Below are 22,984 nucleotides of genomic sequence, written 5' to 3' on the forward strand. Positions count from 1 at the left end.
AATGCGCGACACTCTGAGCGACCCACAAGCCGAAATGCCGATTTCCCAGAAAGACCCGGTGGCCCGCTCGCAGGAGCTGATGCGGACGCCTTTGCCGAAACGTTTTTACGAAAAGGCTGAGGTTGCGGAAGTCGAAGGCGGTTTTACTGTGCATCTGGATGGCCGCCCGGTCAAAACGCCGGCACGTGCTGTTCTGCTCTTGCCCACAGCATCCGCTGCTGAAATCGTCGCTGAAGAGTTCCGTTCGCAGGAAAAGGTTATTGACCCTTCCAAAATGCCAGCCACACGTCTGGTAAACACAGCCGTCGATGGTATCGCGCAGGATCCGCAGGCAGTGTTTGAAGATATCTTGCGCTTTGCCGGTACGGACATGATTTGTTATCGTGCCGCGACCCCGAAAGAACTGGTTGCCCGGCAGACTGAACAATGGGACCCATTGATTGACTGGGCTGAAAGTCTGGGGGCACGCTTCGCACTGGCCGAAGGTGTGATGCATGTCGAGCAATCACGCGAAGCGATTACTGCCTATGGCGTTCATCTGTCGGAATTCAAAAATCCAATTGCACTTGCGTCGCTCCATACCATGACGACACTAACTGGCTCGGCACTTATCGCGCTGGCAATTGCCAAGGGCGAGATATCCGTCGAAGACGGTTGGACACGCGCGCACCTTGATGAAGACTGGACCATTGAGCATTGGGGCGAAGATGCCGAAGCGCAGGCCCGCCGCAAGACGCGCAAGGGCGAAATGATGGTTGCCGCTCAGGTGCTGCAGGCGCTCTAGTTTTTATTCAACTAATGAACATAATAGATTGATATTAATAGAAAACCCGGCTTACGCCGGGTTTTCTTTCGCGTGCTTCAGCACGTCGTTCCCCTCGGTAATCCAAGCGCATCCTGAAAAGTGTGAAACTATTTTGGATAAGATGCGCTTTAAACAAGTAACCAGAGCGGGTGGTTGCCCACCCGCACAATAGGTTAAACCGAGTAGTACATGTCGAACTCGACTGGATGCGGCGTTGTTTCGTAACGCAGCACTTCAGCCATCTTGATTTCGATGAAGCTATCGATCTGGTCGTCTTCGAAAACGCCACCAGCTTTGAGGAACTCGCGATCCTTATCGAGCGACTGCAGAGCTTCACGAAGCGAACCGCAGACGGTTGGAATCTTCTTGAGTTCCTTTGCAGGCAGATCGTAAAGGTCTTTGTCCATAGCCTGACCTGGGTGGATCTTGTTCTTGATACCGTCAAGACCAGCCATCAGCAGAGCTGCGAAGCAGAGGTATGGGTTCGCTGCTGGATCCGGGAAGCGAACTTCAAGGCGCTTCGACTTCGGAGACGAGCCGAATGGAATACGGCAGGAAGCCGAACGGTTACGCGCCGAATAGGCTAGCAGAACCGGAGCTTCATAACCTGGGACCAGACGCTTGTAGGAGTTGGTCGATGGGTTGGTGAATGCGTTCACAGCCTTGGCGTGCTTGATAACGCCACCGATAAAGAACAGGCAGTTTTCCGACAGACCGGCATATTCGTTGCCAGCAAAGGTTGGCTTGCCTTCTTTCCAGATAGAGAAGTGAACGTGCATGCCTGAACCGTTGTCGCCGAAAACTGGCTTCGGCATGAAGGTTGCAGTCTTGCCGTAAGCGTTGGCAACCTGATGCACAACATACTTGTAGATCTGCATCTTGTCGGCGTTGCGAACAAGCGTATCGAACTTGACGCCGAGTTCGTGCTGGGCCGAAGCCACTTCGTGGTGATGCTTTTCAACGGTCACGCCCATTTCCGTCAAAACGGTGAGCATTTCCGAACGCATGTCCTGTGCGCTGTCGATTGGCGGAACAGGGAAATAACCACCCTTGACGCGTGGACGATGACCGAGGTTACCGGTTTCGTAATCGGTGTCGTCATTCGATGGCAGTTCGGTCGAGTCGAGCTTGAAGCCTGTGTTGAATGGATCAACCTTGTACTTCACGTCGTCAAAGACAAAGAATTCAGCTTCTGGACCGACGTAAACGGTGTCGCCGATGCCGAGCGACTTCATGTAGGCTTCAGCCTTCTTTGCAGTCGTGCGTGGGTCGCGGCCATAAGCTTCACCCGAAATAGGATCAAGAATGTCGCAGAGAATAACCAGCGTGGACTGAGCGAAGAACGGGTCAATATGAGCCGTTTCCGGATCTGGCATGAGAACCATGTCGGATTCATTAATGGCCTTCCAGCCAGCAATCGAAGAGCCGTCGAACATGACGCCATCAACGAACATTTCTTCGTCTACGAGGCCGATATCCATCGTGACGTGATGCAGCTTGCCCTTTGGGTCTGTGAAGCGGAGATCAACAAACTTGACGTCGTTGTCTTTGATCTGTTTCAGAATGTCATTGGCAGTCGTCATTTTAGTATCCTGTTTGCACGACGATGGTCGGTAGGCTGGTTTTATCAGATAGCATCCACGCCGGATTCACCGGTACGGATACGGATAACTTCTTCGATATTGGAGACGAAAATCTTACCGTCGCCAATACGACCCGTCTGGGCTGCCTTGCGAATAGCTTCAATGGCGCCATCGACGGTTTCGTCGGCGACGATAACTTCGACTTTCACCTTGGGAAGAAAATCGACGACATATTCCGCACCGCGGTAAAGCTCGGTGTGGCCTTTCTGCCGGCCGAAGCCCTTGGCTTCAATTACAGTAATTCCCTGCAAACCAACTTCCTGAAGGGCTTCCTTCACTTCATCGAGCTTGAAAGGCTTAATGATGGCTTCGATCTTTTTCATCAGAGAATGGTCTCCGCTCTTGTTCGGAAATGGGCATCGTGCCCGTTTCACAGATATAGAAGCATGAACTGTGCCAACTCGATCTGTGTTGACCAAAAATTTTACATTCCATACTTTTTCAAGCAAATTTTCCCGAAGTTACCCCGTCACTCCCCGTGAAAATGGCACTAAAGCCGAGGCTAGCGCATTTTCAATAGTTTCAGAAGTGCAACTTTCTTTGCTGTAGAGTGGCATTATTATTGTCATGGAAACAAGGCGGTATGTGTGAAAGATTTTCAATAGGGTTTCGATCTCGTTAGACGTGATTAAAAATTAGACAAAATGCAAAGAAGTTAGTCAATCTTGCACTGAAGCGACTGCCGCGTAATTAATCACCCGGACAATCAGAAGGGAAGTGTGTGTCATGTTCGAACTGTTGACACCGGAAGAAATGGCACGTGCAGATAGTCTGACAATAGACACCGGACAGCGGGATGGCTTTTCTCTAATGCTAGCCGCAGGTCATGCCGTTGCTGATGTCGCGCAACGCATGTTTATCGGCGAAGGGCCGATCGCGATCCTCTGTGGGCCGGGAAACAATGGCGGTGATGGCTATGTTGCCGCGCAGTTTCTGCTCGAAGCCGGACGCGATGTTATTTGTTTCGGAACAGCGCAGCCACGTCCGGGAAGCGATGCGATGCGCGCGCTTCTCTTTTATAAAGGCGAAGTGCGCCGGATAAGCGCTTTGATACCAGCCGACTTCATCGGTGTTATTGATGCCGTTTATGGGGCGGGCTTGGCGCGTCCTGTGGGAGGGGCTGAGGCTCGCGTAATAGAAGCGGTCAATGCATCAAATATTCCTGTACTCGCAATAGATTTACCCAGCGGCGTGTCTGGTGAAAGTGGACAGGTTCTTGGAACGGGAATTCAGGCGCGGGCGACCGTGACGTTTTTCCGGAAAAAACCTGGACACCTGTTGCAGCCTGGCCGAACTCATTGCGGCGTGCTGCATGTCGCGGACATCGGTGTTTCTGACGATGTGCTCAACAAGATAAAACCCAACACTTTTGAAAATGCGCCCCAGCTTTGGCGAGATAGCTTACCTACGCTTTCAACGAACGCACATAAATATAGCCGTGGTCATGCGGCAGTATTTTCCGGGCCTGCGCATTCGACTGGCGCTGCGCGTCTGTCATCAATGGCAGCGGCACGAAGCGGAGCAGGGGCGGTAACGTTGTTGTCTCCGCCTGATGCGCTGTCAGTCAATGCAGCGCATTTAACAAGCATCATGGTGCGGGAAACACGCGGCATCAAAGATATTGAAGCGTTCACGATTGACCGAAAGGTTGCTGCCTGTGTGCTGGGGCCGGGCTACAGCAGCCCGTCATTCGCGCGCGACCACGCCTCGATGCTCCTGACAGCCGTTAATGGCCGCGCCGAAAATTTGAATGGACTGGTGCTGGATGCCGATGGCATCACGGCATTTGAAAGCAAGCCTGAGCAGCTTTTTTACGCGAAACGCAGTTCACATACAGCTCTCGTTCTCACACCACATGAAGGCGAATTTCGGCGTCTTTTTCCTGATATTTCGGCTGAGAACAATCTGTCCAAGACCGGCAAGGCACGTAAAGCAGCGAAGCGCGCGAATGCAGTGTTGATCTATAAAGGTCCAGATACGGTGATAGCGGCTCCTGATGGGCAAGCCGTTATCAACGCGAACGGTACACCATTTCTGGCGACTGCCGGATCGGGCGATGTGCTTGCTGGTATCGTTTGTGGATTGCTTTCGCAGGGAATGCCCGCCTTTGAGGCGGCAAGTGCAGCCGTTTGGGTTCACGCTGATGCCGCTCGACGCTTTGGTCATGGGCTTATCGCGGAAGATCTGCCAAACCAGCTGCCTGCGGTTTGGTCTGGCTTGGATCATTATGAGTAGGGTTAGAGCGTATCTTGAAAAGTATGAAACGGTTTTCTGATAAGATACGCGTGAAACTGGACAATTAGAGCGTCGATTTGATTCAATCAAATCGAGCAGCGCTCTAACGCCCTGAAGTGCGGCTGCCCCCGGTTCCAACGTCAACAGTGACACTGCCGGAGATCGAAACGTCGGTATTGCCGATGCGGAAATTCTTCCATGTTCCGGCGGGCTGAGAGTTAGGTTCCGGCGCAGGCGGAGGAGCCGAAACGATTGGCTTCTGTGGTTCTACGCCGGGAAGACCAGTTGGTGACTGATCGTTTGCAAAAGCGTTTGCTGATAATGCCGTTGAGAAAACAGCGGTAAATATAAGAAATCGCTTCATAATCATCTCGCCTTATTTCACACCCTGTCTGCAACGGCTTCCAAAAGTTGTTCGGCCATTTCAAGCGTAAACTCATCATAATGAGAGATAACGCGGCTCGGTTCATAATGCTGGACTGGGAGATCAGTATAACCGAAATCAACTGCGACGACAGGAATACCTGCGGCTTTAGCTGTATCGATATCGGTGCGGCTGTCTCCAACCATCACTGCGCGGTCACGGTTGCCATTGGCTTTGAGGATCGTCTCCGTCAGATGACGCGGATCGGGTTTGCGGAAAGCAAATGTGTCTGCGCCGCAGATAGCAGCAAAGCGGTGCGCTTCGCCCATTGACGTCAGAAGTTTGACGGAAAGGGCTTCAAACTTATTTGTACATACGGCGAGTGTATATCCGTTTGCGGAGAAGCGATCCATAGCTTCGAGAACGCCCGGATAAAACGTCGAATGTCCTGGCATATGTGCTGCATAATGCTCGCGGAATTCTTCGACCAGATGATCGAGTTTCGCATCGTCAACCTGCTTTTGCTGTGCAGCAAAGGCGCGCTCGATCATGACGCGACCTCCTTGTCCAACAAAGCGGCGCAGGGAATCCTTGTCAGCAGTTTGCAAACCTGAAATTGCAAGACAATGATTTAAGCTGTCCAAAAGGTCCGGTGCTGTTTCAACCAGTGTGCCGTCGAGATCGAAAACGATGATAGGCTTGGAATTTACAGCGGACATATGACTTCCTTCAGCAACGAGACTTGCGAGCGCATTTCTAACCGTTGTTTCAAATAGGCTAAACTTAACGCAGAAACGAGGGCCTATCGCAAAAATCGCGATAATTTGTATTGAGAGCTTTGTTGCGCTCCACGCACATGCTAGAGGCGTTCTTGGAGCCGGATGAGAATCCGCTGGGAAATCAGGAATTCAGGCATGAATGACGCACGCAAGCTGAAAATCGCCGCCGCTGCAGAGGCATTGACGCACGTCAGGGACGGAATGTGTCTGGGAATTGGTACCGGTTCTACAGCCGAAGAATTCGTACGGTTGCTCGCTGAAAAAGTAAGTGGCGGTTTCAAGGTTATCGGTGTTCCGACTTCTGAACGCACGGCTGCTCTTTGCACTGAACTCGGCGTTCCTCTGACCACCCTCGAAGAAACTCCACACCTTGATCTCACTATCGATGGTGCAGACGAGTTGGATGTAAACCTGACCCTTATAAAGGGTGGCGGTGGCGCTTTGCTGCGCGAAAAGATTGTTGCCGCTGCTTCCGACTCAGTGATTGTCATTGCGGACGGATCGAAAGTTGTTGAAACACTTGGCCGTTTTCCTTTGCCGATTGAAGTCAATCGATTCGGCCTTGGCGCAACTTTGCGCGCTATTGAAATGGCTGCTGCGCAATGCGGCCTTGCAGGTCCGCTAGTCCTGCGGTTAAAAGATGGCTCGCCGTTTGTAACGGATGGTGGACATTATATCGTGGATGCATCTTTTGGCCGCATTCCCGATCCAAAGATTCTATCTGACGCTCTCTTCGCCATACCGGGTGTTGTTGAGCATGGACTTTTCATCGGACTGGCAAATGCCGCGGTTATCGCAGGCGCTGGCGGCATCCGAACCATGAACCGGCCTTAAAACGCCGACAAGAATTGTTTGAACGGAGTACTGACCATATGATCCCGGCAACTGGCTTCCGCCGTCTGATTGCACCGTTTTCCGCACTCGTCCTGATGACAGGCGTTCATGCGGCCTCTGCTCAGGAGATTTCTGCATCGCATCTGGACGCTGCACGTGCAGCAATCTCCTCGATCAATGCCACTGAGCAGTTCGACGAGATCCTGCCGAGTGCTGCGCGCGCCCTCAAAGGTGAGCTCATTCAGAAAGATCCTAACCTTGAAGCACTCATCACCAAGACGGTTGATGACAAAGCTCTGGCGCTCGCCGCTCGCCGTGCAGACCTCGAAACCGAATCTGCGCGCGCTTACGCAAACGCATTCAGCGAAGACGAGCTCAAGGCAATTGCTGCTTTCTATACGTCTGACGCTGGTAAGAAGCTTCTTGCAGAAGGCCCAATCGTAACGCGCGAAGTCGTTAAGGCTGCCAACATCTGGCAGAACGGTATTGCGCGCGATCTCGCAACGTCAGTTGCAGAAGTTCTCGCAGCACAGGCTGGCGCAACCGCCGCCCCAGCTCCCGAACAGCCAGCTCAGCAGTAATTTGCTATTGTAACGCAGATTTTAAAAGCCCGGCCACTTGGCCGGGCTTTTTCTTTTGCTTACATAGGTTTCAATACTTGAGCGCATCCCGAAAAGTGTGAAGCGGTTTTCGGGAAAGATGCGCGTTTAAACAAAGCATTAGAGCGCCAAACTGATTCAATCAGATTGAAACGCGCTCCAGATTTTGAATGGAGAACACCATGACCAGCTACGATTATGATCTTTTTGTTATCGGTGGTGGTTCCGGTGGTGTCCGGGCAGGGCGTCTTGCTGGCGCCATGGGCAAAAAGGTCGGACTGGCCGAAGAATATCGTATGGGTGGCACCTGCGTCATTCGCGGCTGCGTACCAAAGAAACTCTTTGTCTATGCCTCCCAGTTTCCAGAACATTTTGAAGATGCTGCTGGCTATGGCTGGGACGTCGGCAAAAGCACTTTTGATTGGAAAAAGCTGATTGATGCGAAGGACAAGGAAATCACCCGTCTTGAAGGCCTCTATCGCAAGGGGCTCGAAAATTCGAAGGTTGAGATTTTTGCGAGCCGCGCCGAACTGATCGATGAGCATACAATCGAGCTGAAGGCAGACGGACGCCGCGTCACTGCTGATCAGATTCTGATCGCGACAGGTGGCCACCCAAGCGCGCACGAAGCCTTGCCAGGCAATGAATATTGCATCAGCTCTAACGAAGCTTTTCACCTTGAAGAGCTGCCGAAATCAATCGTGATTGCTGGTGGTGGTTACATCGCAGTTGAATTTGCCAATATTTTCCATGGCCTCGGCGTTGAAACCACGATTGTTTATCGGGGTAAGGAAATTCTCTCCCGCTTTGATCCCGATATCCGCCACTTGCTTCATGAAACAATGGAAGCAAAGGGTATTCGCATTATTTGCGGTGCGATTTTCGAGAATGTCGAAAAGCAGCCAGACGGCAGCCTCAAAGTCTCACTGAGTAACGGCGAAACGCTTAATGTCGGGCAGGCCATGCTGGCCATTGGTCGTAAGCCGAATACGCAGGGCCTTGGGTTGGAGAAAGCCGGTGTTAAGACCGATGCTCTCGGTGCAATCGAAGTTGATGACTATTCACGCACCAGTGTTTCCAACATCTGGGCAGTTGGCGATGTCATCAATCGCGTTCAACTGACGCCTGTAGCCATTCATGAAGCCATGTGTTTCCTTGAAACAGCCTTCAAGGATAATCCGACAAAACCTGATCATGAACTGATTGCAACAGCAGTCTTCTCGCAGCCAGAAATTGGAACTGTTGGGTTACCGGAAGATGAGGCTGCAAAGAAATATCCTGAATTGGAAGTCTATCGCGCCTTGTTCCGCCCGATGAAGAATACGCTTTCGGGCCGAAACGAGAAAATGCTCATGAAGCTCATTGTAGACGCCAAGAGCCGCAGGGTTATCGGTGCACATATAATGGGGCCGGATGCGGGTGAAATGGCACAGCTTCTCGGCATTTCGCTTAAGGCAGGTGCAACCAAGGATGACTTCGATCGGACCATGGCAGTTCATCCAACTGCGGCCGAAGAACTGGTCACAATGTACAAGCCTACCTACCGCATTTTGAACGGCGAAAAGATAGACAGCTAAATCTTTCGTCGCAAGCTGATCCTGTTAACGATTCTTGCTGGTATAAAGCGAGCGTCTGCATTATATCAACGCGGTCACGTGTGCCGGTTTCCGTGCGCAGACATTCATTTGTCTGGCAGAAGCGGATGCCGGCTTTCGTGTTAAGGAGGAAGAAATCCGAGAGAAATCGCGCGGATAATTAAACAGGTGTGAAATGACGAAGAACTGGACCCCGAATTCCTGGAGAAACAAACCGATCAAGCAAGTGCCGTTTTATCCAGACGCACAGGCTCTGACCGATGTTGAGGCTCGCCTTCGTACCTATCCACCGCTCGTTTTTGCAGGCGAGGCGCGAAAGCTCAAATCACAGCTTGCAGACGTAGCTGAAGGCAAGGCATTCCTGCTTCAGGGCGGCGATTGTGCGGAAAGCTTCGCAGAACATGGCGCGGATAATATTCGCGACTTTTTCCGCGTCTTTTTGCAGATGGCCGTTGTTCTGACGTTTGGTGCCTCCAAGCCTGTTGTTAAGGTTGGCCGTATTGCTGGTCAGTTTGCCAAGCCGCGTTCTTCCGACATGGAAACGCTCAATGGTGTCGAGCTGCCATCATACCGTGGCGACATCATCAACGGTATCGATTTCGATGAGGCTTCGCGTATCCCTGATCCGCAGCGTCAGGACATGGCTTACCGCCAGTCTGCTGCGACGCTGAACCTGCTGCGTGCATTCGCGCAGGGTGGTTACGCCAATCTTGAGAACGTGCATCAGTGGATGCTCGGCTTTGTTGGCAAGAGCCCGCAGGCTGAACGTTATGCTGCTCTCGCTCAGCGTATTTCGGAAACGATGAACTTCATGCGCGCTATCGGTATCACTTCCGATAGCAATCATTCGCTGCGTGAGACCGATTTCTACACCAGTCATGAAGCTCTGCTGCTTGGCTATGAAGAAGCTTTGACACGCGTTGATTCCACATCGGGCGACTGGTACGGGACTTCAGGCCACATGATCTGGATTGGCGACCGTACGCGTCAGGCTGATCATGCGCATATCGAATATTGCCGTGGCATCAAGAACCCTCTCGGTCTGAAGTGCGGTCCATCGCTACAGCCGGATGATCTCATCCGTCTGATCGACCTTCTCAACCCTGAAAACGAAGCAGGGCGCCTGACGCTTATCGCTCGTTTCGGTTACGACAAAGTTGGCGATCATCTGCCGCAGCTTATTCGCGCAGTTGAACGTGAAGGTCGTAAGGTCGTCTGGTCTTGCGACCCGATGCACGGCAACACGATCACCGCTGGCGGTTACAAGACACGTCCTTTCGACCGTATCCTCAAGGAAGTCGAATCCTTCTTCGCAATTCATCGCGCCGAAGGCTCGCATCCAGGTGGTATCCATGTCGAAATGACCGGCAAAAATGTCACCGAATGCACGGGCGGTGCTCGCGCAATTTCTGCGGAAGACTTGCACGACCGTTACCACACGCATTGCGATCCACGTCTGAATGCAGATCAGGCGCTTGAGTTGGCCTTCCTTCTGGCGGAGCTGCTCAAGAAGGAACGTGACTCGGGTTCGGAAAAGCAGGCCGTTAACGCCTGATTGGGTATAATCACTTCAACTGAACACAGGGCGGAGGATTCATCCTTCGCCCTGTTGTATTTCGGCTGAACTCGCTTATTGATTTTGACGAAAACTCACTTTTGGGGGCATCGATGAAGCGAATTATTCTGGCGTTTCTCAATTCAATGCGTGCTCTCAAGCACTTGGCGCGACATGAAAAGGCCGTTCAACAAGAACTGGTTCTTTTTCTGATATCACTACCCGTTGCATTTTTCCTGGCCCCAAGCTGCCTTGCATTCCTGATGATGACCGGGTCGATCTTGTTTCTCATTCTGGTTGAAGTGTTGAACACTGGTATTGAAGCAACGTGCGATGCAGTTTCTCGCGATTTTCATAAAGAGATTCAGATTGCCAAAGATTGCGGATCGCTCGCGGTATTGATCGCAATTGTTTTTGTAGCCACCACATGGGGCTACATTCTCTTCACAACCTATATGGTTTGATAAAGAACAACAGTTCTTCAACTCAATCCGTTGCAATTAATTGCACAAGCGCGCTAAAGCTTGGGCATGATCAGCGCTAGCGAGAATCTCGATATGCTTCGTATTGCCGTTGCACAGCTCAACCCTGTTATGGGCGACATTGCCGGAAATCTTGCCAAGGCACGTGCTGCACGCGCAGAAGCAGCCCAGATGAACGCCGACCTCGTAATGTTCACAGAACTGTTCATCGCGGGCTATCCGCCTGAAGATCTGGTTCTGAAATCAGCATTCGTTGCTGCTTGCGAAAAGGCTGTGCGTGAGCTTGCTAAAGATACTGCAGATGGCGGTCCCGGCGTTATCATCGGCACCCCCTTGCAGCGTGATAGCGGCTTACACAATTCGATTGCAGTGCTCGACGGCGGTGAAATCATAGCCGAACGCTTCAAAGTTGATCTGCCGAACTATGGTGAGTTTGACGAAAAACGCGTTTTCCAGCCTGGCCCGATGCCCGGCCCAGTTAATTTCCGTGGCGTTCGCATTGGGATTCCGATCTGCGAAGACATCTGGGGTGATTTAGGTGTAGCGGAAACTCTGGCTGAAAGCGGTGCGGAGTTCCTGCTGGTTCCCAACGGTTCACCCTATCATCGCGACAAAATCGATCGTCGTTATCAGATCGTTCTGAAACAGGTTATCGAAACCGAATTGCCTATGCTCTATGCCAATCAGATGGGCGGACAGGACGAGCTGGTTTTCGATGGCGGTTCATTTGCGTTCAATGCCGACAAGAGCCTTTGCCTACAGATGCCGCAATTTGCGGAGAAAATCGCACTGACAGTTTGGAAGCGTGAAGGCGACAGCTGGCGCTGTGAAGACAGCGAGAAAGCAACATTGCCGGAAGGACTTGAAGCTGATTATGCGGCCTGCATGCTGGGTCTGCGTGATTATGTGAACAAGAATGGCTTCAAGGACGTCGTGCTTGGTCTTTCAGGCGGTATTGATTCTGCAATTTGCGCAGCGCTCGGCGTCGATGCGCTCGGTAAGGATCGGGTGCGTTGTGTGATGTTGCCTTATCGATATACGTCGGAAGAGTCGCTGAAAGACGCTGCCGACTGTGCCAAGGCGCTCGGTGTGCGTTACGATATCGTGCCGATTGCCGAGCCCGTTGAGGGTTTCCTATCCGCGCTCAAGCCTTTGTTTGAAGGCACAGAAAGCGGTGTGACCGAAGAAAACCTGCAAAGCCGTGCCCGCGGCACCATTCTGATGGCTATTTCCAACAAGTTTGGCTCGATGGTTGTGACTACGGGCAACAAGTCGGAAATGTCGGTGGGCTATGCAACGCTTTATGGTGATATGAATGGCGGCTTCAACCCCATCAAAGATGTCTATAAGATGCAGGTCTATGCACTGTCCGAATGGCGTAACAACCATGTTCCGGTAGGCAGTTTGGGCCCCGCTGACGAAGTGATCCCGCAAAATATCATTGCGAAAGCACCATCGGCTGAATTGCGCGAAAACCAGACAGATCAGGACAGCCTGCCGCCTTATCCCGTGCTTGACGATATTCTGGAATGCCTCGTTGAAAACGAGATGAGCAACGCCGAGATCGTCGCGCGGGGCCATGCGCTTGAAACAGTGCAACGTATTGAGCATCTGCTCAATTTGGCTGAATACAAGCGCCGGCAATCTGCGCCAGGTGTAAAAATTACCAAGAAGAATTTCGGACGTGATCGTCGTTATCCAATAACGAACCGCTTCCGCGACCGCTGAAAGATTTTGTAATGACCGTAACTGTTCGCTTTGCACCGTCTCCGACGGGTTATATTCATATTGGCAATACGCGTACCGCGCTTTCGAATTGGCTTTATGCCAAAAAGAATGGCGGCAATTTCATCTTGCGTTATGACGACACAGACGTCGAACGTTCTAAGCAGGAATATGCTGAGGCCATTGCGGTTGATCTTGACTGGCTTGGTGTGAAGCCCGACCGCGTTGAATACCAGTCAAAGCGATTTCACGTTTATGCCAAGGCTGTCGAAAAGCTGAAAGAGGCAGGCCTGCTCTATGCCTGCTATGAGACAGCTGATGAACTTGAACGCCGACGCCGGTTGCGATTGGCACGCCGTCTTCCGCCTGTTTATGGTCGTGAGGCACTGAAGCTGACCGATGAAGAAAAGGCTGCTTTTGAAGCAGAAGGGCGCAAGCCGCACTGGCGTTTTCTTCTGCCTAATTTCGAGAACGACCCATTTGTAACCACACGCACCGAAGTCCATTGGGATGATCTGGTTCGCGGCCCGCAGACTGTCGATCTGGCATCAATGTCAGATCCTGTCCTCGTTCGAGAAGACGGCACATATCTTTATACACTGCCATCGGTTGTCGATGATATTGATTTGGGTATCACGCATATCATTCGCGGCGACGATCACGTCACCAATTCAGGCGTGCAAATTGCTATCTTCGAGGCGCTCGGCGCCGAGCCGCCAGTCTTCGGCCATCACAACCTGCTCACCACGGTTTCGGGCGAGGGACTATCCAAGCGCTCTGGTGCACTGTCTATCGGTTCGCTTCGCGATAGTGGATATGAGCCAATGTCTGTTGCGTCTCTCGCGGTGCTTATCGGAACGTCTGAGTCTGTTTCCGCAGCCACCGATATGGATGCGCTCGCAGAACGTTTTGACCTTGCTTCAATTTCGAAATCATCAGCGAAGTTCGATCCAGCTGAACTTGATACGCTCAATCGGGCATTGTTGCACGAGATGCCATACGAGAAGGCAGCAAGCCGTCTCGAAGCATTGGGTATTCATGGTGAGAATGCTGAGCAATTCTGGCTGACTGTACGTGGTAATCTTGAGCGATTTAATGATGCTGCTCATTGGTGGCAGATCATCAATGCTGATTTGCCTGAAAAGCCTGAGCTATCTGAAGAAGATCAAGTCTTCGTGCGTGAGGCGTCGGCAATGCTTCCGTCTGCACCTTGGGACAAACTTACCTGGAAAAGCTGGACCGATGCTGTGAAAGCAGCAACAGGCCGCAAGGGCAAGACACTCTTCATGCCCCTGCGTATTGCTCTTACGGGGCAGGCGCATGGTCCGGAGCTTGCGGACCTACTGGTTTTGATTGGTCCGGATAGAACGAAGAGCCGACTACTCTGACTTTCGAACCTTCCGTGTAGGTTCGCTCCGTTGGCGGTGTAGTCGCTACTGGAGCAACATACGCGGTGGGCTGCACCTTTGGTTGGTCAGTTGGCGCATAGCTCGTTTCGGGCGTTTCATATGCCGGTACAACGAAATCTTCAACAGGCTCGCTCACTGCGTTCGCGACTTTGGCTTGACTTTGTTTCGATGTCTTGCTCGCAGATGATTTCTTTGGTGCAGCCTTTTGCATCTTCCGAGCTGGCGTCCAGTTTGCGGAACATGCTTGCACAAACCTGCCAGCATGAGACCTACCTGCAATTGTAGCATTTAGCTCAGCGAGTTGGTTCTCTAGTGTCCTGATCTCTGTTTGAAGCTTGTTAGCTCTTGCCTTTAGGCGTGTGCAACTTGAAGATTTACTTGCCGAAATCCCAATACAACTCTGTTTCGCCATCTCTGTCCGACTTCGGGAAAGTTCGGCCTTATTGCGATCAAGCTTTGCTTTTGTAGAATTCAAATTACTCGTTAAACGTGCTTTTTCTTTAGGAGTACATTGCTGTATAGGTTGCGTTGTCGTGCAGCCAGCAACCAGCACTGCGGTCACCATTAGCGTCGCCAAAGAAGATACACGAAGAAAATTCTTATAAGCAATCATCATAGAACAAGCCCGTTCTGTTGTTCGTATGTGTCGATTGTCGTGTATTGCGATTAAAAAAGCATAAACGCCAAGTATGATTAATCGTACTTGGCGTTTTTTATTAAAGCGTATTATTTATATTAAAGCAATAGCTTATTTAGCCTTGCCTTTTTACTTCACCGGAGCGCTGAAGTGCTTCAACAACCGCAAGCGCGGTCATGTTAACCACACCGCGCGATGTAACCGATGGTGTGAGAATGTGAGCAGGGCGCGCAGCGCCAAGCAAGATCGGACCAACATGCAGTGCATCGGTAACGGTCTTGACGACATTCAGGGTAATATTTGCTGCATCGAGGTTAGGAAAGACCAGAAGATTGGCTTCGCCCTTGAGACGGGAATTGGGGAATACGCGATCACGCAGGGCTTGTGACAGCGCCGAGTCACCATGCATTTCGCCGTCCGATTCCAGTTCTGGCGCCTTCTCAGCAAGGATTGCTGCCGCACGACGCATTTTCTCTGCACTTGCTGACTCTTTCGAGCCAAAGTTCGAGTGAGAAACAAGTGCGGCCTTTGGCTCGATGCCAAAGCGGCTGATTTCCTTCGCCGCCAGTATCGCCATTTCGGCAATCTCACTGGCTTCGGGTTCCACATTGACATAGGTGTCGGTGAGGAACAGTGCACCGCGCTGAGAAATAAGCAGGCTCAACGCCGAGTAATCGCTGATACCGGGCAGCTTGCCGATAATCTGCTTTACAACGCGCAAGTGGCGTTCAAAGCGTCCTTCCAGACCGCAGATCATGGCTTCAGCTTCGTCGCGCATTACGGCAAGTGCAGCAATGGCGGTGGAATTGGTGCGAACGATGGTACGCGCTGCTTCTGGTGTGACGCCCTGGCGACCCGTATAGGACAGATAGAGATCCACATAGTCGCGGTAGCGCGGGTCGTCCTCTGGGTTGATCAGTTCAAAATCTTTGCCCTGACGGATTTTAAGGCCGTAGCGGCTCAGGCGTGTTTCCACAACTTGCGGACGACCAACGAGAATAGGCGAGGCAATGCCTTCTTCAATCACGACCTGTGCAGCACGAAGTACGCGCTCATCCTCACCGTCGGCATAGATAACGCGCATCGGCTTGCTCTGTGCACGCGCAGCCGCAAAGACCGGCTTCATGATAAGGCCGGAGCGGAAAACAAAGCGGTTCAGCCTATCCATATAGGCTTCCCAGTCTTCAATCGGGCGTGTCGCGACGCCACTCTCCATCGCAGCTTTTGCAACTGCAGGCGCGATGCGCAGGATCAGGCGCTGATCAAACGGCGACGGAATGATATGATCCGGCCCGAATGTCGGTGTGTCACCTGAATAGGCACGGGCTGCAACATCTGAAGGCTCTTCGCGCGCAAGTGCTGCAATGGCACGAACGGCTGCAAGTTTCATTTCTTCATTGATTGCGGTTGCACCTACATCAAGTGCACCGCGGAAAATATATGGGAAGCAGAGAACGTTGTTGACCTGGTTCGGATAATCCGAACGTCCGGTACAAATCATAGCATCAGCGCGTGCTTCACGCGCTGCTTCCGGCATGATTTCAGGATTTGGATTTGCAAGCGCCATTATAAGCGGCTTGTCAGCCATCTGCTTGAGTAATTCAGGTTTCAGAACACCTGCAGCCGAAAGTCCGAGGAATACATCGGCGCCACCAATGACATCCGCGAGTACACGCGCGTCAGTCTTCTGCGCATACACTTCCTTCCAGCGATCCATAAGTGTGTTTCGGCCTTCATAGACCACACCTTCAAGGTCACAGACCCAGATATTCTCGCGCTTTGCACCGAGATTGACGAGAAGATTAAGACAGGCAAGTGCAGCTGCACCGGCGCCTGATGTCACGATCTTCGCATCTTCGATTTTCTTGCCTGCAAGTTCCAGTCCATTGAGAACGGCTGCTGCGACGATGATCGCCGTTCCATGCTGATCGTCATGGAAAACCGGGATGTTCATCTTGGCGCGGAGCTGCTCTTCAACTTCAAAGCACTCAGGTGCCTTGATGTCTTCGAGGTTGATGCCGCCAAAGGTCGGTTCCAGAGCCGAAACCACGTCGACAATACGTTCAATTTCAAGAGCATCGATTTCAATGTCGAAAACATCGATATCAGCGAACTTCTTGAAGAGGACAGCCTTGCCCTCCATTACCGGCTTGGATGCGAGTGCGCCAATGTTACCAAGACCGAGAACGGCAGTGCCGTTGGAAACGACCGCTACCAGATTGCCACGCGCCGTATATTCGGCAGCAGCAGCAGGATCTTCATGGATAGCAAGGCACGGGGCCGCAACGCCTGGCGAATAGGCCAGTGCAAGATCGCGCTGATTGCCGAGCGGCTTCGTGGCCTGAATTTCCAGCTTGCCGGGCTTTGGATAGCGGTGGAAAAACAGCGCCGCTTCGTCAAAATCTGAACGCGTGGAAGTGGAGGGGGTCTTTTTGTTGGTCATTATCGCATCGCTTTCCGGTTCATACGCGCAGCCGGGGGAGGAAACCGCGCCGTGACGCCAATTTGCGTCTTTTGAGCCATTATCGTTCTTATCTCAAACTATCAAATCACTATAGGTCCGATTTCAAGAAGCAGTTATTCCGCAGCCACAGGGTATTTCAAATCAAGCCGCTTCTTTTATGGCGGTAGACATGCCACCAAGCGATCCCACCAATCAACCGGATTTTGGTTGACGCGCGGAAATGTCCACCTGTTCCGCTTGTTTTGTGCTCTCTACGGGATGGCGGGCTTCACTTTGTGAGGAACATTACTCCTATCTAAATATCATAAAAGCGCGTGAGCATGAGCTCTAATATCAGAATTATTATATAAGACTATACTTTAGTAGCTAACTATATTGAACTGTTTCGCTCAATTTTAAGAAGATTATACTTAGTAAAATTCAGTAAACAGGCAAAGGTATGTGTCATGAACGCCGGTCTTGAAGATGTGGTCGCAACTGAAACGGTTTTATCAGATGTCGATGGTCTTTTGGGGAAACTAGTAATTCGCGGGCGATCACTCGATAGTCTTATACCTCACACCTGCGTCGAGGATTGCATCGAATTATTGTGGGATGGCTTTTTTGATGATTTTCCCAAGGGGGCTGAGCTTCAGCGCGCATTAGGCGAAGCACGGGTTCAGGTCTTCCATCACACCGACGCCATTGATGATGAGCTTCTTGATTTGCAGCCCATCGAAGCGGTTCGTGCGCTCATAGCAAGAATCCCAGATGGCGACGATCTTACGGCAGCACTTTATATGGTCGCCGCACCAGCAGTTTTTACACCCGCTATTATCCGTGCAAAGCGCGGCAGACAAATGGTTTCCCCGGATCCGTCACTTCCACATAGCGTCGATATTCTGCGGATGGCGAATGTCCGGATGCCTGAAGAATACGATGTTCAGGCTCTGGATAGCTATCTTGTCTCTGTTTCGGACCACGGCTTGAATGCGTCGACTTTTGCTGCGCGTGTCGTAGCGTCAACCCAAGCCGGAATGACATCTTCAATTCTTGCCGCCATTGGCGCACTGAAGGGGCCATTGCATGGCGGTGCTCCGGCTCCAGTACTTGATATGTTGGACGCTATAGGTAAAGCGGAAAATGCCAAGCAATGGTTGGAAGATGCAATATCCAGAGGTGAACGATTGATGGGATTTGGCCATCGCGTTTATCAAGTCCGTGATCCGCGTGCCGATGCCATCAAGGCAGCTCTCATGCACGTTCTAGAGAACAAGAGTAAAGATGAAAGCAGGCTAATGCTGGCTGAAGCCGTTGAAGCTGCGGCAATTTCTGCATTGGCAAGCCATAAGCCAGACCGTTCGCTTGCAACCAATGTCGAATTCTACACCGCGCTTCTTCTTGAGCAGTTGGACTTCCCACGTGAGGCTTTTACCTGCGTATTTGCCATGGGACGAGCGATGGGCTGGGCCGCGCATTGTCGCGAGCAGATAAGGGAAAACAAGCTCATTCGACCCAAATCACATTACATTGGACCAAAGCTGGAACTGGCAGTCTAATCATACCAAGGAAATAATCCGCCTTAACGATTGAAGTGGATGTTTATAGTTTCTCTCGATCCTGCCCTTAAGCGCGAAACCTGACGTTTCGCGCTTCTTTTTTCTTCGTCATATGTTTGTGACATGAATCGGGTTTTCTGCGCTCAAATCCGGGTTGCCAACAGAAGGACAACCAAATGAGCGAAGAACAGATTGAGCCAAAGCAATTCCGCACTCTGTTTATCTCGGATGTGCATCTCGGCTCCAAGGCAGCTCAAGCCGAACTTTTGCTGGATTTTCTGCGCTGCCATGAGGCGGAAACGATCTATCTGGTTGGAGACATCGTTGACGGTTGGCGCCTGCGGCGAAACTGGCATTGGCCGCAAGAACACAACGACGTCGTTCAGAAGCTTCTGCGCAAAAGCCGCAAAGGTGCAACTATTATCTACATCGCTGGCAATCACGACGAATTTCTTCGAAACTTTCAAGGCACGCATTTTGGTGGCATTGAAGTTATGAACCGCGCTATCCACGAAACTGCAGATGGCCGCAAGTTTCTTGTCATCCATGGTGATCAGTTTGATGTGGTGGTGCGCAATGCTCGCTTCATCGCTTATCTTGGTGACTGGGCTTACGATACGGCGATCTGGATCAACACAGTAATGAGCCGCGTCCGCGCCATGTTTGGATTGCGATATTGGTCATTTTCGGCCTGGGCCAAATTCCGAGTCAAAAAAGCAGTCAATTTCATCGGTAATTTTGAAAACGTTGTTTCGGAAGAAGCACAGCGCATCGGTGTCGATGGTGTCATTTGTGGCCATATTCATCATGCAACCATCGAGAAGATGAATGGTGTTGAATATATCAATACGGGCGATTGGGTCGAAAGCTGCACAGCAGTTGTCGAACATTTCGATGGCCGTATGGAGTTGCTGGAATGGACTGAACGACTTGGTCAACGACCATCGCTTCCTGTCGTGCAAGACGGCAATACCGGTAGCAGAATAATCAGACTTCCACGAGCGGCACGCAAAGCGGTGAACGGAAGCCGATGAAGAAACTGGTCATCGTCACAGACGCCTGGCATCCGCAAGTAAATGGCGTTGTGAGAACGCTGGCGAAATGCTGTGAACTGATGGCTGAACGTGGTTACGAGGTGATTGTCGTCTCGCCACAGGATTACCGTTCGGTTCCATGCCCGACTTATCCGGAAATTCGTCTGGCAATGACAACGCCGTCGGCCTTTCGGCGAAAGCTGGCGCGTTTGAACCCTGACTATGTGCACATCGCAACAGAAGGCCCGCTCGGCTTTATGGCACGACGCGCCTGTCTTAAAATGGGTTGGAGCTTCACGACAAGTTTCCACACTCGGTTCCCAGAATATCTTCAGGACCGATTTCCAATCCCGCCAAAGTGGACTTATGCGTTTCTGCGTCGTTTCCATAATGCAGCATCGCACACACTGGTCCCAACCCAATCGATTCTGGACGATTTACAAGAACGCGGCTTTACTGGGCTGGAGCTCTGGACAAGGGGTGTTGATCGCACACTTTTTCATCCGCGCGATGATGTGACGAGAGAATTACCACAGCCAGTCTTTATCTGCGTCGGCCGTGTGGCGACTGAAAAGAACCTGCCAGCATTTCTGGAACTTGATCTGCCTGGAACGAAGCTTATCGTCGGAGACGGTCCAGCTTTAGAAGACCTCAGATCGCGTTTTCCCAAGACTGTGTTCGTTGGCAAGAAAGAGGGAAAAGATCTGGCGCGCATCTACGCATCAGCAGATGTTTTCGTATTTCCAAGCAGAACAGATACCTTCGGGCTGGTGCTGCTTGAAGCCATATCATCGGGTCTACCTGTTGCAGCATTTCCCGTGCCAGGTTCTGCCGATGTTGTCGGTGCTACCGGAGCAGGCATTCTTTCTGATGATTTGCACAAAGCTTGTCTGGAAGCGCTCGAAATGCCAGCATTTGACCCTGCAGAAGTGCTGAAGCCCTTCACGTGGAAGGCCTGTGCCGACATTCTCGAAAACGTTCTCTCGTCAACAAAGAGTGTCGCACAGCCAGTGGGTAAACCAGATAATCAGCCCCAAACGGTGGCTTCCGGCGGATAAACTAGAGCGCCATCGTAATGAAGGCCAGGAACGCGATCCTGCGCCAGAAGCAGCGGACCATCAAGGTCAACAACATTGGCTTTTTGTGCGAGCAATACTGCAGGCGCCATACCGAGCGATGTGCCGACCATACAGCCAACCATGATCTGCAATCCAAGCGAAATTGCTTTCTCTCGCATGACCAATCCTTCGGTCAATCCACCGGCCTTATCCAGCTTGATATTCACAGCATCGTAGCGTTTTGCAAGGTCTTCGAGGCCTACTGACGTATGTACGCTTTCATCAGCACAGATAATCACCGGACGAGCGATGCGGCTTAGAATATCGTCATTTCCAGCGGGCAGGGGCTGTTCGATCAAAACCACGCCGGCTTTGGCTGCTGCTGCCATGTTTTCTTCGATATTCTCATCCGTCCAGCCTTCATTGGCATCAATGATGATGCGGCTATTCGGTGCAGCATTCGCAACGGCATGGATGCGCTCGATATCGTTATCGCCCCCCATCTTGACCTTAATCAGCGGATAATGAGCGACTTTAGCTGTGGAGACTGCCATTTCCTCAGGTGTTCCGAGCGACACCGTTATCGCTGTCTCAAGTGCGCGCGTTGGCGTCCCGAGCATATCAGCCACGCTTTTCCCTGACAGCTTTGCTTCCAGATCCCAAAGCGCGCAATCAACCGCATTGCGTGCGGCACCAGCTGGCATAATTGTCTGAATATCCTGCCGTGTTGCACCATTCTCGATCGCACCACGAACGGATTCAATCTGTTCACTCACGCTTTCGATCGATTCGCCATAACGGGCATAAGGAACGCACTCACCGCGTCCTAACTGGCCATCTTGGCCAATCTCGCAGACAACCACTAAGGCTTCGGTCTTGGAACCGCGAGAGATTGTGAATTTCCCGGCAATGGGATAGCGTTCATGAATGATTTTCAAGCTATTGTGCATGGATATGCCTTTTAGGACGCAGTATTTCGGTCGTGTAACGACTCGTATAAGAGGTTAGGCCATGTTGACCGACGCTGCCGACAAAGCAAGTGCTGCCGCTAATGTTGCGCCAAAGATTGATTTGGCCGAGCATGATGGCGCACGTCTTATCAGTTTGAGTGGACGCTGGATTTCGCAAAGCGTCAGCATTGTCGATAAGAAGATGCGCGAGCTTGAAAAAGTCGGTGGTTCACAAGCTGTTATAATCGATGCAACGGATGTAGCGGGGCTTGATACTGCCGGCGCATGGCTGATTGAGCGGCTACGCCAGAGACTATTGTCTCAAGAGATAGATGTTCGTCTCGAAGGCGTAAAACAGGCCTGGCTTCCTCTTATGGAAGAGGTTGGCAATTCGGTCGTTCGCACTTTGGATGTGACGCATACGAAGAAGCCGTTCTTCATCGTCTCGATGCTGGATTCTCTCGGTCGTGGCGTCGTTTCAGTCTATGAAGATTTCCTGATGGCGATGCATATTCTGGGCGCAACCATTCGTGGCGCGCAGTTGAAAGCGGGGCGCGGAACAGGCATTCCAATTCCAGCCATCGTCAAGCAGATGGACCGGATGGGGGTGGGCGCAATCCCGATCATCGTCCTCATGTCAACGATTGTGGGTGCCATTATTGCGCAACAGGGCGCTTTCCAGCTTCGCTACTTCGGGGCTGAGATCTTTGTCGTCGATCTGGTCGGCATTCTGGTTCTGCGCGAACTCGGCGTTCTTTTGACGGCTATCATGATCGCCGGTCGATCGGGCAGTGCTATCACCGCTGAAATTGGCTCAATGAAGATGCGCGAGGAAACTGACGCGCTCACCGTTATCGGACTTAATCCAGTTGGCGTACTTGTTTTCCCACGGCTTGTCGCTCTGGTTGTGATTCTGCCGCTTCTCACTATCATTGCCGATTTGTCGGCATTGATTGGCGCTGCAGCTGTTACTTATTTCTACTCAAACATCTCGCCGGAAGCATTTATCAGCCGCTTGCATGATGCAGTCGCACTCAACACTTATTTTGCGGGCCTTATTAAAGCGCCGTTTATGGCGATGATCATCGGCATTCTTGCTTCAGTTGAAGGTATGAAAGTTGGCGGCAGCGCAGAATCACTGGGGCGCCGGGTAACGGCTTCTGTGGTGAAGTCGATCTTCGTTGTGATTGTCGTCGACGGAATGTTTGCCATGTTCTATGCGGCAATTGACTTCTAACCCCCTATTTCTACATTTTGATGGGGTCTTTCGGACACAGT

General features: G+C 51.6%; 19 protein-coding genes. 13 read left to right on the top strand and 6 right to left on the bottom strand.

What is annotated here, in order from left to right:
- Position 1 precedes the first annotated feature (1 nt).
- The gene (locus tag OIV19_RS06190; RefSeq protein ID WP_095446625.1) at positions 2–784 is read left to right on the top strand and encodes an ATP12 family chaperone protein; all 783 of its coding nucleotides are present in this window, start codon (positions 2–4) and stop codon (positions 782–784) included.
- Positions 785–978: 194 nt separating this feature from the next.
- Here the strand turns inward: OIV19_RS06190 and glnA are convergent, their stop codons facing one another.
- Both glnA and OIV19_RS06200 read right to left on the bottom strand, forming a co-directional pair.
- Positions 979–2,388 (bottom strand): type I glutamate--ammonia ligase, encoded by a 1,410-nt coding sequence (gene glnA / locus OIV19_RS06195; protein WP_095446626.1) that lies wholly within the window; start codon positions 2,386–2,388, stop codon positions 979–981.
- Between the two features lie 44 nt (positions 2,389–2,432).
- Positions 2,433–2,771 (bottom strand): P-II family nitrogen regulator, encoded by a 339-nt coding sequence (locus OIV19_RS06200; RefSeq protein WP_007874909.1) that lies wholly within the window; start codon positions 2,769–2,771, stop codon positions 2,433–2,435.
- 403 nt (positions 2,772–3,174) lie between these two features.
- Between OIV19_RS06200 and OIV19_RS06205 the strand changes: the two genes are divergently transcribed.
- On the top strand, positions 3,175–4,683 hold the full coding sequence (locus tag OIV19_RS06205; protein WP_264231023.1) for an NAD(P)H-hydrate dehydratase: 1,509 nt from the start codon (positions 3,175–3,177) through the stop codon (positions 4,681–4,683).
- 103 nt (positions 4,684–4,786) lie between these two features.
- Here OIV19_RS06205 and OIV19_RS06210 read toward each other — a convergent pair whose 3' ends face one another.
- The gene (locus OIV19_RS06210; RefSeq protein ID WP_095446628.1) at positions 4,787–5,053 is read right to left on the bottom strand and encodes a hypothetical protein; all 267 of its coding nucleotides are present in this window, start codon (positions 5,051–5,053) and stop codon (positions 4,787–4,789) included.
- Between the two features lie 11 nt (positions 5,054–5,064).
- Entirely contained in the window at positions 5,065–5,766 is a 702-nt protein-coding gene (locus tag OIV19_RS06215; protein ID WP_095446629.1) for an HAD family hydrolase, read from the bottom strand.
- A gap of 195 nt (positions 5,767–5,961) precedes the next feature.
- On the opposite strand from OIV19_RS06215, the gene rpiA reads away from it, so the two are divergent.
- From rpiA to gltX, 7 genes are all read left to right on the top strand, one after another.
- Positions 5,962–6,660 carry a ribose-5-phosphate isomerase RpiA gene (rpiA, locus tag OIV19_RS06220; protein ID WP_264231024.1) on the top strand — a complete coding sequence of 233 codons (699 nt, stop codon included), beginning with the start codon at positions 5,962–5,964 and terminating at the stop codon, positions 6,658–6,660.
- Between the two features lie 38 nt (positions 6,661–6,698).
- Positions 6,699–7,241, top strand: a complete 543-nt coding sequence (locus tag OIV19_RS06225; RefSeq protein ID WP_095446631.1) for a DUF2059 domain-containing protein — start codon at positions 6,699–6,701, stop codon at positions 7,239–7,241.
- A gap of 200 nt (positions 7,242–7,441) precedes the next feature.
- Positions 7,442–8,836, top strand: coding sequence for a glutathione-disulfide reductase (gene gor / locus OIV19_RS06230; protein WP_264231025.1), 1,395 nt, complete (start codon positions 7,442–7,444; stop codon positions 8,834–8,836).
- A gap of 193 nt (positions 8,837–9,029) precedes the next feature.
- On the top strand, positions 9,030–10,409 hold the full coding sequence (locus OIV19_RS06235; RefSeq protein WP_095446633.1) for a class II 3-deoxy-7-phosphoheptulonate synthase: 1,380 nt from the start codon (positions 9,030–9,032) through the stop codon (positions 10,407–10,409).
- 113 nt (positions 10,410–10,522) lie between these two features.
- Positions 10,523–10,873 carry a diacylglycerol kinase gene (locus tag OIV19_RS06240; RefSeq protein ID WP_095446634.1) on the top strand — a complete coding sequence of 117 codons (351 nt, stop codon included), beginning with the start codon at positions 10,523–10,525 and terminating at the stop codon, positions 10,871–10,873.
- 66 nt (positions 10,874–10,939) lie between these two features.
- On the top strand, positions 10,940–12,619 hold the full coding sequence (locus OIV19_RS06245) for an NAD+ synthase (RefSeq protein WP_264231026.1): 1,680 nt from the start codon (positions 10,940–10,942) through the stop codon (positions 12,617–12,619).
- An 11-nt stretch (positions 12,620–12,630) separates the two neighbouring features.
- Positions 12,631–14,004 (top strand): glutamate--tRNA ligase, encoded by a 1,374-nt coding sequence (gene gltX / locus OIV19_RS06250; protein ID WP_264231027.1) that lies wholly within the window; start codon positions 12,631–12,633, stop codon positions 14,002–14,004.
- Positions 14,005–14,777: 773 nt separating this feature from the next.
- On the opposite strand, the gene OIV19_RS06255 is transcribed toward gltX, so the two are convergent.
- The gene (locus OIV19_RS06255) at positions 14,778–17,105 is read right to left on the bottom strand and encodes an NADP-dependent malic enzyme (protein ID WP_151094887.1); all 2,328 of its coding nucleotides are present in this window, start codon (positions 17,103–17,105) and stop codon (positions 14,778–14,780) included.
- Between the two features lie 467 nt (positions 17,106–17,572).
- Between OIV19_RS06255 and OIV19_RS06260 the strand changes: the two genes are divergently transcribed.
- From OIV19_RS06260 to OIV19_RS06270, 3 genes are all read left to right on the top strand, one after another.
- Complete coding sequence (locus tag OIV19_RS06260) at positions 17,573–18,664, top strand: citrate synthase/methylcitrate synthase (RefSeq protein ID WP_095446638.1); 1,092 nt, start codon at positions 17,573–17,575, stop codon at positions 18,662–18,664.
- Between the two features lie 176 nt (positions 18,665–18,840).
- On the top strand, positions 18,841–19,698 hold the full coding sequence (locus OIV19_RS06265; protein WP_095446639.1) for a UDP-2,3-diacylglucosamine diphosphatase: 858 nt from the start codon (positions 18,841–18,843) through the stop codon (positions 19,696–19,698).
- On the top strand, positions 19,695–20,756 hold the full coding sequence (locus tag OIV19_RS06270; protein WP_151094885.1) for a glycosyltransferase family 4 protein: 1,062 nt from the start codon (positions 19,695–19,697) through the stop codon (positions 20,754–20,756). Before OIV19_RS06265 ends, OIV19_RS06270 begins: the two co-directional genes overlap by 4 nt.
- Here OIV19_RS06270 and dgcA read toward each other — a convergent pair.
- Positions 20,726–21,706, bottom strand: a complete 981-nt coding sequence (dgcA, locus tag OIV19_RS06275) for an N-acetyl-D-Glu racemase DgcA (protein WP_151094883.1) — start codon at positions 21,704–21,706, stop codon at positions 20,726–20,728. The two genes, OIV19_RS06270 and dgcA, sit on opposite strands and share 31 nt — an antisense overlap.
- A 61-nt stretch (positions 21,707–21,767) precedes the next feature.
- Between dgcA and OIV19_RS06280 the strand changes: the two genes are divergently transcribed.
- On the top strand, positions 21,768–22,943 hold the full coding sequence (locus OIV19_RS06280; RefSeq protein ID WP_151094882.1) for an ABC transporter permease: 1,176 nt from the start codon (positions 21,768–21,770) through the stop codon (positions 22,941–22,943).
- Positions 22,944–22,984: the final 41 nt, after the last annotated feature.

Origin of the sequence: Brucella sp. HL-2, from assembly GCF_025846885.2 — a bacterium.
GTDB lineage: Bacteria > Pseudomonadota > Alphaproteobacteria > Rhizobiales > Rhizobiaceae > Brucella > Brucella quorumnocens.

Coding starts and splice junctions, on each gene's coding strand:
- glnA (WP_095446626.1), bottom strand. CDS start 2,388: ATGACGACTGCCAATGACATTCTGAAACAGATCAAAGACAACGACGTC.
- OIV19_RS06265 (WP_095446639.1), top strand. CDS start 18,841: ATGAGCGAAGAACAGATTGAGCCAAAGCAATTCCGCACTCTGTTTATC.
- gltX (WP_264231027.1), top strand. CDS start 12,631: ATGACCGTAACTGTTCGCTTTGCACCGTCTCCGACGGGTTATATTCAT.
- OIV19_RS06205 (WP_264231023.1), top strand. CDS start 3,175: ATGTTCGAACTGTTGACACCGGAAGAAATGGCACGTGCAGATAGTCTG.
- OIV19_RS06240 (WP_095446634.1), top strand. CDS start 10,523: ATGAAGCGAATTATTCTGGCGTTTCTCAATTCAATGCGTGCTCTCAAG.
- OIV19_RS06210 (WP_095446628.1), bottom strand. CDS start 5,053: ATGATTATGAAGCGATTTCTTATATTTACCGCTGTTTTCTCAACGGCA.
- rpiA (WP_264231024.1), top strand. CDS start 5,962: ATGAATGACGCACGCAAGCTGAAAATCGCCGCCGCTGCAGAGGCATTG.
- dgcA (WP_151094883.1), bottom strand. CDS start 21,706: ATGCACAATAGCTTGAAAATCATTCATGAACGCTATCCCATTGCCGGG.
- OIV19_RS06255 (WP_151094887.1), bottom strand. CDS start 17,105: ATGACCAACAAAAAGACCCCCTCCACTTCCACGCGTTCAGATTTTGAC.
- OIV19_RS06245 (WP_264231026.1), top strand. CDS start 10,940: ATGATCAGCGCTAGCGAGAATCTCGATATGCTTCGTATTGCCGTTGCA.
- OIV19_RS06225 (WP_095446631.1), top strand. CDS start 6,699: ATGATCCCGGCAACTGGCTTCCGCCGTCTGATTGCACCGTTTTCCGCA.
- OIV19_RS06200 (WP_007874909.1), bottom strand. CDS start 2,771: ATGAAAAAGATCGAAGCCATCATTAAGCCTTTCAAGCTCGATGAAGTG.
- OIV19_RS06270 (WP_151094885.1), top strand. CDS start 19,695: ATGAAGAAACTGGTCATCGTCACAGACGCCTGGCATCCGCAAGTAAAT.
- OIV19_RS06215 (WP_095446629.1), bottom strand. CDS start 5,766: ATGTCCGCTGTAAATTCCAAGCCTATCATCGTTTTCGATCTCGACGGC.
- gor (WP_264231025.1), top strand. CDS start 7,442: ATGACCAGCTACGATTATGATCTTTTTGTTATCGGTGGTGGTTCCGGT.
- OIV19_RS06260 (WP_095446638.1), top strand. CDS start 17,573: ATGAACGCCGGTCTTGAAGATGTGGTCGCAACTGAAACGGTTTTATCA.
- OIV19_RS06235 (WP_095446633.1), top strand. CDS start 9,030: ATGACGAAGAACTGGACCCCGAATTCCTGGAGAAACAAACCGATCAAG.
- OIV19_RS06280 (WP_151094882.1), top strand. CDS start 21,768: ATGTTGACCGACGCTGCCGACAAAGCAAGTGCTGCCGCTAATGTTGCG.
- OIV19_RS06190 (WP_095446625.1), top strand. CDS start 2: ATGCGCGACACTCTGAGCGACCCACAAGCCGAAATGCCGATTTCCCAG.